The 12,880-nt window shown below is 74.3% G+C and carries 11 protein-coding genes and 3 tRNA genes; 3 read left to right on the forward strand and 11 right to left on the reverse strand.

Features of this window, described 5'->3' with window-relative positions; all coding sequences use genetic code 11:
• Positions 1 to 6: 6 nt before the first annotated feature.
• Positions 7 to 1,464: a 3-isopropylmalate dehydratase large subunit gene (gene leuC / locus CLV92_RS01270; protein ID WP_104430950.1), complete on the reverse strand. Its 1,458-nt coding sequence runs from the start codon at positions 1,462 to 1,464 to the stop codon at positions 7 to 9.
• 113 nt (positions 1,465 to 1,577) lie between these two features.
• On the opposite strand from leuC, the gene CLV92_RS01275 reads away from it, so the two are divergent.
• Together CLV92_RS01275 and CLV92_RS20835 are read left to right on the forward strand one after the other, a co-directional pair.
• Positions 1,578 to 2,306 carry an IclR family transcriptional regulator gene (locus tag CLV92_RS01275; RefSeq protein ID WP_104430951.1) on the forward strand — a complete coding sequence of 243 codons (729 nt, stop codon included), beginning with the start codon at positions 1,578 to 1,580 and terminating at the stop codon, positions 2,304 to 2,306.
• A gap of 214 nt (positions 2,307 to 2,520) precedes the next feature.
• Positions 2,521 to 3,399, forward strand: a complete 879-nt coding sequence (locus tag CLV92_RS20835; protein ID WP_146099369.1) for a hypothetical protein — start codon at positions 2,521 to 2,523, stop codon at positions 3,397 to 3,399.
• 586 nt (positions 3,400 to 3,985) lie between these two features.
• On the opposite strand, the gene CLV92_RS01300 is transcribed toward CLV92_RS20835, so the two are convergent.
• Positions 3,986 to 4,387, reverse strand: coding sequence for a hypothetical protein (locus CLV92_RS01300; RefSeq protein WP_104430956.1), 402 nt, complete (start codon positions 4,385 to 4,387; stop codon positions 3,986 to 3,988).
• Entirely contained in the window at positions 4,384 to 4,881 is a 498-nt protein-coding gene (locus CLV92_RS01305) for a DUF4188 domain-containing protein (protein WP_211290754.1), read from the reverse strand. Before CLV92_RS01305 ends, CLV92_RS01300 begins: the two co-directional genes overlap by 4 nt.
• Before the next feature lie 59 nt (positions 4,882 to 4,940).
• On the opposite strand from CLV92_RS01305, the gene CLV92_RS01310 reads away from it, so the two are divergent.
• On the forward strand, positions 4,941 to 5,543 hold the full coding sequence (locus CLV92_RS01310) for a MerR family transcriptional regulator (protein ID WP_104430958.1): 603 nt from the start codon (positions 4,941 to 4,943) through the stop codon (positions 5,541 to 5,543).
• A 315-nt stretch (positions 5,544 to 5,858) separates the two neighbouring features.
• On the opposite strand, the gene CLV92_RS01315 is transcribed toward CLV92_RS01310, so the two are convergent.
• From CLV92_RS01315 to CLV92_RS01350, 8 genes are all read right to left on the reverse strand, one after another.
• Positions 5,859 to 5,931 (reverse strand) — tRNA-Glu (locus CLV92_RS01315).
• Between the two features lie 47 nt (positions 5,932 to 5,978).
• A tRNA-Glu gene (locus CLV92_RS01320) sits at positions 5,979 to 6,051 on the reverse strand.
• 63 nt (positions 6,052 to 6,114) lie between these two features.
• Positions 6,115 to 6,186, reverse strand: a tRNA-Gln gene (locus tag CLV92_RS01325).
• A 140-nt stretch (positions 6,187 to 6,326) separates the two neighbouring features.
• On the reverse strand, positions 6,327 to 7,841 hold the full coding sequence (gene gltX, locus CLV92_RS01330) for a glutamate--tRNA ligase (protein ID WP_104430959.1): 1,515 nt from the start codon (positions 7,839 to 7,841) through the stop codon (positions 6,327 to 6,329).
• A 47-nt stretch (positions 7,842 to 7,888) separates the two neighbouring features.
• A complete protein-coding gene (locus CLV92_RS01335; RefSeq protein ID WP_104431265.1) occupies positions 7,889 to 8,665 on the reverse strand; it encodes a fumarylacetoacetate hydrolase family protein in 777 nt (258 codons plus the stop codon).
• 141 nt (positions 8,666 to 8,806) lie between these two features.
• On the reverse strand, positions 8,807 to 10,372 hold the full coding sequence (cimA, locus tag CLV92_RS01340; RefSeq protein ID WP_104431266.1) for a citramalate synthase: 1,566 nt from the start codon (positions 10,370 to 10,372) through the stop codon (positions 8,807 to 8,809).
• 64 nt (positions 10,373 to 10,436) lie between these two features.
• A complete protein-coding gene (locus CLV92_RS01345) occupies positions 10,437 to 11,537 on the reverse strand; it encodes a branched-chain amino acid aminotransferase (protein ID WP_104430960.1) in 1,101 nt (366 codons plus the stop codon).
• A gap of 214 nt (positions 11,538 to 11,751) precedes the next feature.
• Positions 11,752 to 12,804, reverse strand: coding sequence for a 3-isopropylmalate dehydrogenase (locus CLV92_RS01350; RefSeq protein WP_104430961.1), 1,053 nt, complete (start codon positions 12,802 to 12,804; stop codon positions 11,752 to 11,754).
• Positions 12,805 to 12,880 lie beyond the last annotated feature (76 nt).

The following is a 12,880-nucleotide window of genomic DNA, read 5'->3' on the forward strand; positions in this document are numbered from 1 at the left end:
GGCGCGTCAGCCGACCAGCTGCGGCGCCGGGGTCCCGCCCTGCGCGGCGCCGTCGCCCGCCGGGGGCAGGTCGGCGGGCGAGGACAGCGTCCCGCGCACGGCGGTGGCGGCGGCCACGAGCGGGGAGACCAGGTGGGTGCGCCCGCCCTTGCCCTGCCGGCCCTCGAAGTTGCGGTTGGAGGTGGACGCCGCGCGCTCACCGGGGGCGAGCTGGTCCGGGTTCATGCCCAGGCACATGGAGCAGCCCGCGAAGCGCCACTCCGCCCCGAAGTCCTTGAAGACCCGATCCAGGCCCTCGGACTCGGCCTGCAGGCGCACCCGCGCCGAGCCGGGGACCACGAGCACGCGGACGTTCTCCGCCTTCGAGCGGCCGCGGACGACGTCGGCGGCCGCGCGCAGGTCCTCGATGCGGCCGTTGGTGCAGGAGCCGAGGAAGACGGTGTCCACGGGGATCTGGCGCATCGGGGTGCCCGCCTCGAGGCCCATGTACGTCAGGGCGCGCTCGGCGGCGTGCCGCGCGCCCGGGTCCTCGATGTCGGCCGGCACGGGCACGCTGCCCGACAGCGGCACGCCCTGGCCCGGGTTGGTGCCCCAGGTGACGAAGGGCTCGATCTCCTCGCCCTGCAGCACGACCTCGGTGTCGAACTCCGCGTCCGGGTCGCTCGCCAGCGTCCGCCAGTCCGCCACGGCCGCGTCCCAGTCGGCGCCCTGCGGGGCGTGCGGGCGGCCCTTCAGGTACTCGAACGTGGTGTCGTCGGGCGCGATCATGCCGGCGCGGGCACCCGCCTCGATGGACATGTTGCAGATGGTCATCCGGCCCTCCATGGAGAGTGCGCGGATCGCCTCGCCCCGGTACTCCAGGACGTAGCCCTGCCCGCCGCCGGTCCCGATGCGGGCGATGACGGCCAGGATGACGTCCTTGGCGGTCGTGCCCGGCTTGAGGCGGCCGTTGACGGTGATGGCCATCGTCTTGAACGGCTTCAGCGGCAGCGTCTGGGTGGCCATGACGTGCTCGACCTCGCTGGTGCCGATGCCGAACGCCAGCGCGCCGAAGGCGCCGTGGGTGGAGGTGTGGGAGTCCCCGCAGACCACCGTCATGCCGGGCTGGGTCAGCCCGAGCTGCGGGCCGACGACGTGGACGATGCCCTGCTCCGCGTCGCCGAGGGAGTGGATGCGCACCCCGAACTCGGCGCAGTTCTTCCGCAGCGTCTCGATCTGGATGCGGGAGGTGCGGTCGGCGATGGGCTTGTCGATGTCCAGCGTCGGGGTGTTGTGGTCCTCCGTCGCGATGGTCAGGTCCACCCGGCGCAGGCCGCGCCCGGCCAGGCGCAGGCCCTCGAACGCCTGGGGACTGGTGACCTCGTGCAGCAGGTGGAGGTCGATGTAGAGCAGGTCGGGCTCGGCGCCCTGCCCGCGACGGACGACGTGTGCGTCCCACACCTTCTCGGCCAGCGTGCGGCCCATCGGTTCCTCCTGCTCGTCGGTGTGCCCGTGTCCGGCTCCCGGTCCGCGGACGGGCGGTGTGCTGCCCGTCCATCGGCCTTGCATCTCGCAAAATGAGACGCCAGTATCGCTACGTGGACAAGAGTAGCGGAGTCGGCGTGCTCGACAAGGCCGTGGTGGTGCTGTCCGCTCTGGAGGCCGGGCCGGCGACCCTGGCCCAGCTCGTCGCCGCCACCGGGCTCGCCCGGCCGACGGCGCACCGCCTGGCCGTGGCGCTGGAGCACCACCGGATGGTCTCCCGCGACCTCCAGGGGCGCTTCGTGCTCGGGGCCCGCCACGCGGAGCTCGCGGCCGCCGCGGGCGAGGACCGCCTGGTGGCCGCCGCCGGCCCGATCCTCACCGCGCTGCGCGACTCGACCGGCGAGAGCGCACAGCTCTACCGCCGCAACGGCGAGCACCGGATCTGCATCGCGGCCGCCGAGCGCCTGCACGGCCTGCGCGACACCGTGCCCGTGGGGGCGTCCATGACGATGCTCGCCGGGTCGGCGGCGCAGGTGCTGCTGGCCTGGGACGACCCCGAGCGGCTGTCGCTGGAGCTGCAGCAGGCGCGCTTCGACGCCTCGACGCTCAGCGCGGTGCGCCGCCGCGGCTGGGCGCAGAGCGTCGGCGAGCGCGAGCGCGGCGTCGCCTCGGTCTCGGCGCCGGTGCGCGGGCCCTCCGGGCGAGTCGTCGCGGCCGTCTCGGTCTCGGGTCCCATGGAGCGGCTGAGCCGCACCCCGGGCCGCCTGCACGCCCCGGCCGTGCTGGGCGCCGCGGCCGTCCTCACGGAGGCGCTGCGCCCCACGGCCCCGGCCGGGGGCTGACCCGCCGGGAGCAAGCCGCCGCAGCCCGGGCCGCACCCAGCGCACCGCCGAAGCACCGCCCGTTCGCCGGGCGGCCGTTCGGCTGAGTCGGGCCCGAACCGCCGCGGCCGCGGCGCCCGGCGCCCCACGGTGGTCATGCGACGGGATCGACGACGCCTACGAGCACGCCCACCGCGACGACCAGGGACTGGACCCGCTGCACGCCGACGTCCGGGTGAGCAAGTGGACGTACGCGGCCGACTTCGCCAAGGGCCTCCTCGCGGGCGACCTGTGGCGGGAGGACTCTCTGGCGTGGCTGGCGGGCAACCTCGCCTCGGGCGGGGCCAGCGTCATCCCGGTGGTGGGGTGGATCGCCGGCGCGGTCGCCGACGTGCGCGACGCCATCGGCTCCGCGATCCACGCCGACTGGGTCGGCTCGGGCCTCAGCGCGCTGGGCGTCGTCCCCTACGCCGGAGACGCCGTCGCGATCCCCGGCAAGACCGCGCGATTCGTCCAGCGCAACCTCGACAAGTCCGACGAGGTGCTCCGCTTCGTCGCGGAGCTGGACGACGTCCCGACCGCCGTCAAGGTCGAGACCAGCAAGCTGATCCTGAAGGACAGGTGGGACGTCCTGCGGGACGAGGGCTTCAGCGACGCGACGATCCTCGCGCTGAAGAGCGGGCGCGGCAGCATCGACCAGGTGCTGGAGACCGTGGGACGGGCGACGCGCACCGTTCGGGGTTCTGGCTTCAAGGCCACCGGAAGCGCAGGCGTGCAGGCGCTCGAGGCGGCCTTCGGAGCGTCGACGAAGGGCGTGGACAAGCAGGTCTGGTTCTCGTCGAAGACCTTCCTGGGCAGGGGGCGACGCGGACGTCTTCGTCAACGGCATCGCCCACGAGTCCAAGGTCGGTTTCGTGCAGTTCTCGACGTCGATCCAGAACCAGATCAAGAAGGACGCCCACCTCGTGGCGAGCGGTCAGATCCAAGGCGCCCACTGGCACTTCTTCGCCAGCTCGGGATCGGACTCGCTCGGAGCCGATCCCCGGGTGATCGATGTGCTGGTGCAGAACGGCATCCCGTTCACGGTGCACATCCCGTGATCATCCGGGGTTAGGGTTGCGGCCGTGGTCAGCTACGTGTCGATGACGCGCCCGGAGGCCAGGACGCTGCTGCAGTCCTTCCTGGCCCACATGCCCGAGCGGCTGGCGGCGCTGCGCGAGCAGTACCCCGGCAGCGCGGGGCCGGCGGACGTGCTCGACCTGACCCCGGCCTCCCTGGTCCCCTTGTGGGACTGGGCCGCCCCCCGGCTGTCCTGGCGCGCGGGCCTCCACCGCGCGCCAGGACAGCCGCGCACGCCACTGGCTCCACTGGAGCCGGCGGATGACCTGCCCGAGTGGTTCGACCCTCGCGCGGCGAACTGGGCGAGCTTCTCCGCGGAGGCGCTGTGGCTGATCGACGGCCTGGGCCGCTACCTGGGGGAGTGCCTCGTCAACACGGTGGCGGGAGCGAGGTGGGAGGTGGGCAACGCCCGCACGAAGGGCTACGCGCACCAGAACCATCCGGTGGTCGGCGGACTGCCGATCGGCGATCCCGTCCAGCCGATGTGGTCGGTGGGGATCGTCGCCGCGCGCGCTCTCCCCCTCGCCCGGACCCTCCTCGCTGGCGGACCTCTACGAGGCGTGGACCTCCCGACCCTGACCTCAGGCGCGCAGCAGCCCGACGCCCAGGGACACCAGGCCGGCGGTGAGGCAGAGCACGCCGGGCCAGAGGAGCAGGATCCAGCGGCTGGGACGCTCGCGTCCCCGCCCGGCCGCGGACAGGAAGAAGGCGGCGGGGACGAGGATCGCCGCGAGCGGCACCCCCTGGCGGGCCAGGACCTCCGCGCCCGGCCCGAGCACCGCGCGGTCGACGAGGAGCTGGCAGAGCACGCCGAGGATCACGAAGACGCCGGCGTGCGCGTGCCCCGCCCGGAAGGATCGGTGCTGGAAGTCGGTGGCCGGCACGCTCCCGCGAGTGACCCGCAGCACGAACGCGCCGCCGTAGGCGACCGCCACGAGCGTCAGGAGCAGGATCCCCGCCGTGTGGGCGGAGGCCGCGCTCACGAGGCCACCCGCAGGCGCTGGGCGGCCCGCTCGCGCCCGCGGCCGACCGGGACGGCGCCGAAGGCCGCAGCCAGCCCGAGGCCCGGCGCCGCGACGTAGACGGACTCGTGGTGACCGGCGGGGACGACGAGCGTCTCGTGCCAGATGCCGACGGCGTCGCCGGCCCGGCGCGCCCGGGCGTTGAACTCCCGCCACGCCGCCCGGTGCAGGCCGCCCTCGGCGTGGGCGTAGGCCTGCAAGGAGGCCAGGTCGCGCCAGTACTGCACGACGAGCGGGCCGCCGGGACCGAGCGCGCTCGTGGCGTGCAGCATGCCGAGCTCCGGACGGCGGGCGAGCTCCTGCAGCATCGGCGGCATGGCGCGCAGCACCGGGAGCCAGGCGCCGATCCGCAGGGGGCGGTTGATGCGCATGCCGATCAGGAAGACGACGAGGTCGCCGTCGTGGTCGTGGGTGGTGGGAACGGGCCGGGCGCTCATCGCCGTCTCCTCGCGCATGGTTGGATAGTGCAGGTATCCACTATTGGATAGTGCCGCTATCCAGTCAAGGGGGCGACGTGCGCATCTCGGAGCTGAGCCGCACCAGCGGGGTGCCGATCGCGACGATCAAGTACTACCTGCGCGAGGGGCTGCTGCAGGCCGGGCAGGCCACCGGCGCCACCCGCTCCGAGTACGGCGAGCCGCACCTGCGCCGCCTGCGGCTCATCCGCGCCCTCGTCGACGTCGGGGGCCTGCCCCTGGCCAAGGTGCGCGAGGTCCTCGCCTGCGTCGACGACCCACCCGCCTCCCTGCACTGCGCCCTCGGCACGGCCCACGACGCCCTCGGTGCCGCACCGCCCGACGCCCGGGGCGCAGACCTCGCCGAGGCCGTCGTCGCCGGGGCCGGCTGGCGGGTGGACCGCGCCTCCCCCGCCTTCGCCCAGCTCGGCGCCGCACTGGCGGCGCTCGTCGACGCGGGCTTCCCGGCCGGGCCGGCCGCGCTGGAGCGCTACGTCCGGGCTGCGGTCGACCTGGCCACGGCCGAGGTGGCTGACGTGCCCCGCACGGACACGGCTGCCGCGGTGCAGTTCGTGGTCCTGGGGACGATCCTCTACGAGCCCGTGCTGCTCGCCCTGCGCCGGCTCGCGCAACAGCACGCCTCGGCCACCACCCTCGGCTGACGGCACGCGCACGGGGCTGCGGCGGGGCCAGGGCCGGCCCGGCGGGGACGTCGCGCAGGCGACACGCCGGTGTCGCCCGACCGAACGTCCCCGCGCCACCTGGGCCCAGCCCGGCCCGGCGGGGACGCTGCGCAGGCGACGCGCCGGTGTCGCCCGACCGAACGTCCCCGCCACCTGGGCCCAGCCCGGACCGGCGGGGACGCTGCGCAGGCGACGTGCCGGTGTCGCCCGGCCGAACGTCCCCGCGCCACCCCGCACGACCGGGCCCGGACACGACGAAGGCCCCCGCTCATCCTGAGCGGGGGCCTTTCGACGTAGCCCCGACGGGATTCGAACCCGCGCTACCGCCTTGAGAGGGCGACGTGCTAGGCCGCTACACAACGGGGCCCCTAGCGTCACAGAATCCCCCGCCCGAAGGTGGGAGATCACCTGACGTAGCCCCGACGGGATTCGAACCCGCGCTACCGCCTTGAGAGGGCGGCGTGCTAGGCCGCTACACAACGGGGCCCTAGCTTCGACCGATGTCGAGTCGGCATGACCCGAGGAATCCGAAAGGATCCTCGACCGTGCGCTGGGGTACCAGGACTCGAACCTAGACTAACTGAACCAGAATCAGTCGTGCTGCCAATTACACCATACCCCATGGTGATCACCCGTAGGTGATGGCCCGTCCGGATTCCTCCGCCCGAGCCGTCGAGAACTCTACCGCACTCTCGCCCCCCCACCTGCACCGGCACGGGGCCGGTGCAGGTCGGGGGGCGAGAGCCCCCTGCCGGGCGGGCCTCAGCCCAGCCGCGCCCGCAGGGCCCGCAGCCGCCGCAGGGACGACTCCCGGCCGAGGATCTCCATCGACTCGAACAGCGGCGGCGAGACGCGCCGTCCCGTGACGGCCGTGCGCAGCGGCGCGAAGGCGAACTTCGGCTTCACGCCGAGGCCGTCGACCACCGCGGCGCGCAGCGCGGCCTCCAGTGCCGGGGTCGACCACTCCGCCAGCTCCTCCAGCGCCCCCACGGAGGCGTCGAGCACGTCGGCCGCCTCCGGGCGCAGCGCCGCGACGGACTCCTCCTCCAGCACCAGCTCCTCGTCGGCGGCGAAGAGGAACCCGAGCATGCCCGGCGCCTGCCCCAGCAGCGTCATGCGCTCCTGCACGAGCGGGGCCGCGGCGGCCAGGCGCTCCAGCTGCTCCTGCGCCGGCTCCGCGGGCAGCACCCCGGCCGCCTGCAGGTAGGGCACCAGCCGGGCGCGGAAGTCCTCCGGGGCCAGCATCCGCAGGTGCGCCGCGTTGATGGCCTCGGCCTTGGCCTGGTCGAAGCGCGCCGGGTTGGCGTTGACGTCGGCCACGTCGAACGCGGTGACCATCTCCGACAGCATGAAGACGTCGCGGTCCTCCGCGATGCCCCAGCCCAGCAGGGCCAGGTAGTTCAGCAGCCCCTCCGGCACGAAGCCGCGGTCGCGGTGGTGGAAGAGGTTGGACTCCGGGTCGCGCTTGGACAGCTTCTTGTTGCCCTCGCCCATCACGTAGGGCAGGTGCCCGAAGACCGGGACGTGCGCGGCGACGCCGATGTCCAGCAGCGCGTCGTAGAGGGCGAGCTGACGGGCGGTGGACGAGAGGAGGTCCTCCCCGCGCAGGACGTGCGTGATGCCCATCAGGGCGTCGTCGACGGGGTTGACGAGCGTGTACAGCGGCTCCCCGTTGGCCCGGACCAGCACCGGGTCCGGGAAGGAACCGGCCTTGAACTCCACCCGCCCGCGGACGAGGTCGTCGAAGGCGTAGTCGCGGTCCGGCACGCGCAGCCGCAGCGTGGGCTCGCGGCCCTCCGCGCGGAACACCTCGACCTGCTCCGGGCTCAGGTCGCGGTCGAAGTTGTCGTAGCCCAGCACCTTCGGCCGCCCCGCCGCCTCGTGGCGGGCCTCGATCTCCTCCGCGGTGGAGAAGCTCTCGTAGAGGTGCCCGGCCGCGCGCAGGCGGGCGATGACGTCGGCGTAGAGCTCCCGGCGCCGGCTCTGCCGGTACGGCTCGTGCGGGCCGCCGACGTCGACGCCCTCGTCCCAGTCCAGGCCCAGCCAGCGCAGCGCCTCGACGATCTGGGCGTAGCTCTCCTCGGAGTCCCGGGCGGCGTCGGTGTCCTCGATGCGGAAGACGAGCCGGCCGCCGGTGTGCCGGGCGTAGGCCCAGTTGAACAGCGCCGTGCGGATGAGACCGACGTGCGGGGTCCCCGTGGGCGAGGGGCAGAAGCGGACGCGCACCTGCTGGGAGGCGGGGGCGGTCTCGGGCGCGGGAGCGGATGCGTTCGTCATGGCCGCCCCAGCCTAGAGCCCGCTCCCGGCCCCCTCACCGTGGCGGCTCAGCGCGCGACGAACGGGTTCTCCAGCACGCCGATGCCCTCGACCTCGACGCTCACGCGCTGTCCCGCCCGCACGGGGCCGACGCCCTCGGGCGTGCCGGTCATGATGATGTCGCCGGGCAGCAGCGTCATGGCGGTGGAGACGTGCGCCACGAGGCTCGCCACGTCCCGGACCATCAGCGAGGTCCGCCCGTCCTGCACGAGCTCCCCGTCCAGCCGGGTGGTGATGCGCAGGTCCGCGGGGTCGAGCTCCGTCTCGATCCACGGGCCGATCGGGCAGAAGCCGTCGGCGCCCTTGGCCCGCCACCACTGGCCGTCGCTCTTCTGCCGGTCGCGGGCGGTCACGTCGTTGGCGACGGTGTAGCCGAAGACCACCTCGGGCACGCGCTCCACCGGGACGTCGCGGCAGAAGCGGCCGATGACCACGGCGAGCTCGCCCTCGTAGTGCACCTCGCCCGCCCAGTCCGGGATGGCCACGGGGTCGCCGGGGCCGGCCACGGAGGTGTTCGGGGCGAGGAAGACGAGGGGCTCGGCGGGGACCTCGTTGCCGAGCTCGGCGGCGTGGGCGGCGTAGTTGCGGCCGATCCCGATCACCTTGCTGCGGGGGATGACGGGGGCGAGCAGCCGGGCCTCGGCCAGCGGCACCCGCTTGCCGGTGGGGCTCAGCGGCGTGTGCAGCGGGTCGCCCGCGACGACGAGGAGCTCCTCCTCCCCCGGCCCGCCCTCGACGACGGCGAATCGGGGGTCTTCTCCGGTGGTGAACCTGGCGATGCGCACGGCGCCCACCGTAGCGAGGTCCGCGCACGCCGCCCCCGCCGGTGCGACGCGTCGGGCCGGGGATCCGGCGTCGGGGCCGAGCCGCCGGTGGCGGGCGCTCACCCGAGGGCGCTCACCCGCCACCGGGGCGCGGGAGCGGCCTCAGCGGCGGGCCACCCCGGCCTTGAGCAGGCCGTAGGTCAGGCCGTCGACCATGGCCTCCCAGCTGGCCTCGACGAGGTTGGGCCCCACCCCGACCGTCGTCCAGGAGCGGCGGCCGTCGCTGGTCTCGATGAGGACGCGGGTCACCGCGTCGGTGCCGTGCGCGGCGTCGAGGATGCGGACCTTGAAGTCGACCAGCTCGAGGGTCGCCAGCTCCGGGTAGGCCGGCAGCAGCGCCTCCCGCAGGGCCGCGTCGAGGGCGTTGACGGGGCCGTTGCCCTCCCCCGTGGCGATGATCCGGCGGCCGCCGGCGTGCACCTTCACGGTCGCCTCGGAGACCCGGACGCCCTGCGCGGGCGACTCCATGATGATCCGCCAGCTCTCCACGTCGAAGAACGCCGGCCGCGCCCCGTCGGCGTACTCCCGCAGCAGCAGCTCGAACGAGGCGTCCGCGGCCTCGTAGGTGTAGCCGCCCGCCTCGTCCGCCTTGACGCGGTCGGTGACCCGGGTCAGCAGGTCCCGGTCGCCGCCGAGGTCGACGCCGAGCTCGCGGCCCTTCAGCTCGATGCTGGCCCGCCCGGCCATGTCCGAGACGAGCATCCGCATGTCGTTGCCGACGAGCTGCGGGTCGATGTGCTGGTAGAGGTCGGGGTCCACGCGGATCGCGGAGGCGTGCAGCCCGGCCTTGTGCGCGAACGCGCTCGCCCCGTAGTACGGCGCCCGGTTCATCGGCGGCACGTTGGTGATCTCGGAGACCGTGTGGGCGATGCGGGTGGCCTCGCGCAGCGCCCCCGGCGGCAGCGCGGGGATGCCGAGCTTGAGCTCCAGGTCCGCCACGATCGTGAGCAGGTCGGCGTTGCCGGTGCGCTCGCCGTAGCCGTTGAGCGTGCCCTGCACGTGCATCGCCCCGGCCGCCAGCGCCGCGAGGGAGTTCGCCACGGCACAGCCGGTGTCGTTGTGGCAGTGGATGCCCAGCGGTGCCGCGGTCGCCTCCCGCACCGCCGCGACGATCTCGCCCACCTGCGGCGGCAGCATCCCGCCGTTGGTGTCGCACAGCACGACGACCTCGGCTCCCGCCTCCACCGCCGTGCGCACCACCCGCAGCGCGTAGCCGGGGTCGGCGAGGTAGCCGTCGAAGAAGTGCTCCGCGTCCAGCATCACGCGGCGGCCCTCGCCGGTGAGGAAGGTCACCGTGTCGGTGACCATCGCGAGGTTCTCCTCCAGCGTCGTGCGCAGCGCCGCGGTGACGTGGCGCGCGTCGCTCTTGGCCACGAGCGTCACGACCGGGGCCTCGGAGTCCAGCAGCGCCCGCACCTGCGGGTCGGACGCGGCCGTCCCGCCGGGCTTGCGGGTGGAGCCGAACGCCGCCAGGACGGCGCGCTGCAGCGTCAGCTCCTTCGCCGCCCGGGCGAAGAACTCCGTGTCCCGGGGGATCGCCCCGGGCCAGCCGCCCTCGATGAACCCCACGCCGAGCTCGTCGAGCTGCTGGGCGATCTGCAGCTTGTCGTGCACCGAGAGGGCCAGGCCCTCCTGCTGCGCGCCGTCACGGAGGGTCGTGTCGTACACGTCGAGCCGGCGGCGGCTCGGCGTCGGGCCGTTCTCGGCCGGGGGGTTGTCGAGCGGGGAGTTCTCAGACAAGGCGCCGCATCCATCCGTGGGTGTCCTCCGCGCGCCCGTACTGCAGGTCCAGCAGGGCCGTGCGGATGCTCTGGGTGACCTCGCCGATCTCGCCGCCGCCGTGGACGAGCTCGCCCTCGCGGCTGACCAGGCGGCCGACGGGCGTGACGACCGCGGCGGTGCCGCAGGCGAAGACCTCGGTGATGCGCCCGGACTGCACGCCCTCGCGCCACTCGTCGATGCCGATGCGGCGCTCCTCGACCTTGCGGCCGGCGTCGGCGGCGAGCTGCAGGATGCTCGAGCGGGTGATGCCCTCGAGGATGGAACCGGACAGCGCGGGCGTGACGATGCTGCCGTCGTCGTGGACGAAGTACAGGTTCATCCCGCCCAGCTCCTCCACCCAGCGGTGCTCCGCCGCGTCGAGGAAGCACACCTGGTCGCAGCCCTGGGCGACGGCCTCCTGCTGCGGCAGCAGGCTGGCGGCGTAGTTGCCGCCGCACTTGGCCGCCCCGGTGCCGCCGGGGGCGGCGCGCGTGTAGTCCTCGGACAGCCAGATCGAGACCGGCTTCAGCCCGCCGGAGAAGTAGCTGCCTGCCGGGGAGGCGATGACGAGGTAGCGCACCTCGCGGGCGGGCCGCACCCCGAGGAACGCTTCCGTGGCGATCATGAAGGGGCGCAGGTAGAGGCTGGACTCCCCGCCGGTGGGGACCCACGCCTCGTCGGCGCGCACGAGCTGCTCGACGGAGGCGAGGAAGGCGGCCTCGGGCAGCTCCGGCAGAGCCAGGCGCCGGGCGGAGCGGGCCAGGCGCGCGGCGTTGGCCTCCGGGCGGAAGGCCCACACGCTGCCGTCGCCGTGGCGGTACGCCTTGAGCCCCTCGAAGATCTCCTGCGCGTAGTGCAGCACCGCGGCAGCCGGGTCGAGCGTCAGCGGCGCGTAGGGGACGACGGCGTCGTCGTGCCACCCGGCGTCGGCGGTCCAGGTCGCCGTCGCCATGTGGTCGGTGAAGTGGTTGCCGAACCCGGGGCTGGCGAGGATCTCCTCGCGGCGGACCTGCGCTACGGGCGTGGTCGAGGGCCGGAGGGCGAATTCGAGGGCTGTGCTCGTGGCGCTCATGCGCATCTCCTTCTCGACGTCTGGCGGGCGCCGTCGCCCGCCGCCTTCGGCACGTGGGTCCGTCCGGATCCGGTCCGGGGGCACGTGGTCCTGCCGACGGTATCGCCTGCCGCCGGGGCCCCGGCGGGGCCCGCGGCGGGCGGTGCCGCCGGACGGGTGCGGGTCCGGCGGCACCCTGCGCGACGCGCTCGGCCGCCGGACCCGGTCAACCGCGTCAGGAGGCCAGGGCCGCCAGGGCGTCGCCCACCTCGGCGGTGCGGCGCGGGCCGCTGATCTCGCCGGAGGCGCGGCGGCCGAGGTCGGTGGCGACGGCGCCCTGCACGCGGGCGGCGGCGTCGTCGAGCCCGAGGTGCTCCAGGAGCATCGCGACGCTGAGGACGGCGGCGGTCGGGTCGGCCTTCTGCTGCCCGGCGATGTCGGGGGCGGAGCCGTGCACGGGCTCGAACATGCTCGGCGTGGTGCGGTCGGGGTTGACGTTGCCCGACGCGGCGAGGCCGATGCCGCCCGTGATCGCCGCTGCCAGGTCGGTGAGGATGTCGCCGAAGAGGTTGTCGGTGACGATCACGTCGAAGCGCGCGGGGTCGGTGACCAGGAAGATCGTCGCGGCGTCGACGTGCAGGTAGTCCACCGTCACGCTCGGGAACTCCGCCCCGACGGCCTCGACGGTGCGCCGCCACAGGTGGCCGGCGTGGACGAGGACGTTGTGCTTGTGCACCAGCGTCAGCTTCCGGCGGGGCCGGGCCGCGGCGCGCCGGAAGGCGTCGCGCACGACGCGCTCCACGCCGTAGGCGGTGTTCACGCTGACCTCGGTGGCGATCTCGGCGGGCGTGCCGACCCGCAGGGCGCCGCCGTTGCCGACGTAGGGGCCCTCGGTGCCCTCGCGGACGACGACGAAGTCGACGGTGCCGGGGTCCGCGAGGGGGGTGGCCACGCCCGGGTAGAGCACGGACGGGCGCAGGTTGACGTACTGGTCGAGCTCGAAGCGCAGGCGCAGCAGCAGGCCGCGCTCCAGCACCCCGCTGGGCACGCCGGGGTCGCCGACCGCGCCGAGCAGGATGGCGTCGTGGCGGCGGATCTCGGCCAGCACCGAGTCCGGCAGGGTCTCCCCCGTCGCGTGCCAGCGGCGCGCCCCGAGGTCGTACTCGGTGGTCTCCACCTTGGCGGGGCCGCCGTCGAGGACCGCGCCGAGGACCTTCAGGGCCTCGGCGGTGACCTCGGTGCCGATGCCGTCGCCGGGGATGACCGCGAGGGAGAGGGTGTCAGCCATGGGAGCGCAGCCTAGCGCCCGCCGGCGGCCGCGGTCCCACCATCCGGTCGGGTCGTCCCACGATGCGGACGCGCTC

This window comes from Kineococcus xinjiangensis (genome assembly GCF_002934625.1).
In the GTDB taxonomy this organism is placed as follows: Bacteria; Actinomycetota; Actinomycetes; order Actinomycetales; family Kineococcaceae; genus Kineococcus_A; species Kineococcus_A xinjiangensis.

Bases quoted from the DNA above. Each gene is read 5' to 3' on its own strand.
- CLV92_RS01345 (WP_104430960.1), bottom strand. From the start codon at position 11,537: ATGAGCGCCACGAGCACAGCCCTCGAATTCGCCCTCCGGCCCTCGACC.
- gltX (WP_104430959.1), bottom strand. From the start codon at position 7,841: ATGACGAACGCATCCGCTCCCGCGCCCGAGACCGCCCCCGCCTCCCAG.
- CLV92_RS01350 (WP_104430961.1), bottom strand. From the start codon at position 12,804: ATGGCTGACACCCTCTCCCTCGCGGTCATCCCCGGCGACGGCATCGGC.
- CLV92_RS01305 (WP_211290754.1), bottom strand. From the start codon at position 4,881: ATGCGCGAGGAGACGGCGATGAGCGCCCGGCCCGTTCCCACCACCCAC.
- leuC (WP_104430950.1), bottom strand. From the start codon at position 1,464: ATGGGCCGCACGCTGGCCGAGAAGGTGTGGGACGCACACGTCGTCCGT.